This window comes from Streptomyces niphimycinicus (genome assembly GCF_018883605.1).
GTDB lineage: Bacteria > Actinomycetota > Actinomycetes > Streptomycetales > Streptomycetaceae > Streptomyces > Streptomyces niphimycinicus.
In genome coordinates this window covers 1-1,241 of sequence record NZ_JAHLEM010000863.1, presented here as the reverse complement: position 1 = coordinate 1,241, position 1,241 = coordinate 1, and the positions used below count along the sequence as shown (strand labels likewise).

General features: G+C 74.5%; 2 protein-coding genes. One reads left to right on the top strand and one right to left on the bottom strand.

What is annotated here, in order from left to right; all coding sequences use genetic code 11:
- The first annotated feature begins 88 nt into the window (after positions 1-88).
- The gene (locus tag KN815_RS44375; RefSeq protein WP_216347438.1) at positions 89-310 is read left to right on the top strand and encodes a hypothetical protein; all 222 of its coding nucleotides are present in this window, start codon (positions 89-91) and stop codon (positions 308-310) included.
- A 106-nt stretch (positions 311-416) separates the two neighbouring features.
- On the opposite strand, the gene KN815_RS44370 is transcribed toward KN815_RS44375, so the two are convergent.
- On the bottom strand, positions 417-1,241 hold an 825-nt coding region (locus KN815_RS44370), incomplete at its 5' end, for an MSCRAMM family protein (RefSeq protein WP_216347436.1).

Genomic DNA, 1,241 nt, shown 5'->3' with positions numbered 1-1,241 from the left:
CACCGCGTGCTGGACCGCCCAGCCGTCGCGGGTGTGGATCCGGGCCCGCAGCCCCGCTCCCCCGCCTGCTCCTGCTCCTGTGGTCGTCATGCCGCGTTTCGCTCCCGCTCGGGTGTCGCTCGTGCCGCTGGTCGTACTCGTCGTGTTCGTGGTGCTCGTCGAGCTGGTCGTACTCGTCGTGTTCGTGGTGCTCGTCGAGCTGGTCGTACTCGACGTGCTGGTCGAGCTGGTCGTACTCGACGTGTTCACCGTGTTCGTGGTACTTGTGCGCCGGATCCAGGCGGCGGTGTCAGGCCGTCCCCTGCCTTGACTACACCGCCGCCGGGATCCGGGTTCCGGGTCCGGCGGAAAAATCCGCCACCCGGACCGGGCCCGGGGCGCGTCTCCGCTCGTACGCGCCCGGGCCCGGAGTTCCGTCACTCGCCCGGGTGGGCGAGCTCGACGTCGTGGCCGTCCACGCCGGGCCCGGAGACCGTCAGCGCCCCCGCGACCGGCGGGTAGCCGCTCGCGATGACCGTGTAGTCGCCCGCGTCCAGGTCGGTGAAGGCGTACGCGCCGTCCTCACCGGTGGTGGAGGTGGCGACCACGTTCCCGGCCGCGTCCACGAGGGTGACCCGCGCGTCCGGCAGCGGGCGCCGGTCGGCACCGGCCCGGACTATGCCCTGCACCCGGGCGCCGGCCTGAAGGGCTATCTCCACCCGGGTCAGACCCTGGGCGCCCACCTCGACGGGCAGGGCCGCGGGCCGGTAGCCCGGCGCGTTCACCGCGAGCGTGAAGGTCCCCGAGACCAGCTCCTCGAAGCCGAAGTCGCCCTGCTCACCGGTCTTCCCGGTGGCCAGCACCTCGCCGCGGACATCGGTGACCACGACCATCGCCGCGTCCACCGGACGGCCGTCGGCGGCGCCGCGCACGGTGCCCACCAGACCGCTGGTGCCCGACAGGACGATGTCGAAGCCGAGCGGGTCGTCCCCGACCACGATCGTGGACGCCTGCGGCTGGTGGCCGTCGGCCGCCGCGATCAGGACGTACGAGCCGGAGCTCGGCGCGTCCAGGGCGTACGAGCCGTCGGGGTGCGCCACCGAGCGGCCGAGCTGCCGTCCGGCGAGCGAGATCAGCGTCACCGCGGCGCGGGCGACGGGGCCGCCGTCCGCGTTCCGCACGAAGCCGTGCACACCCTGCCGGGGCTGGTGGTCCGCGCCGTCGCCCCCGGCGGCGGCGAAGGCCGCCAGGCGCTGCGGGGC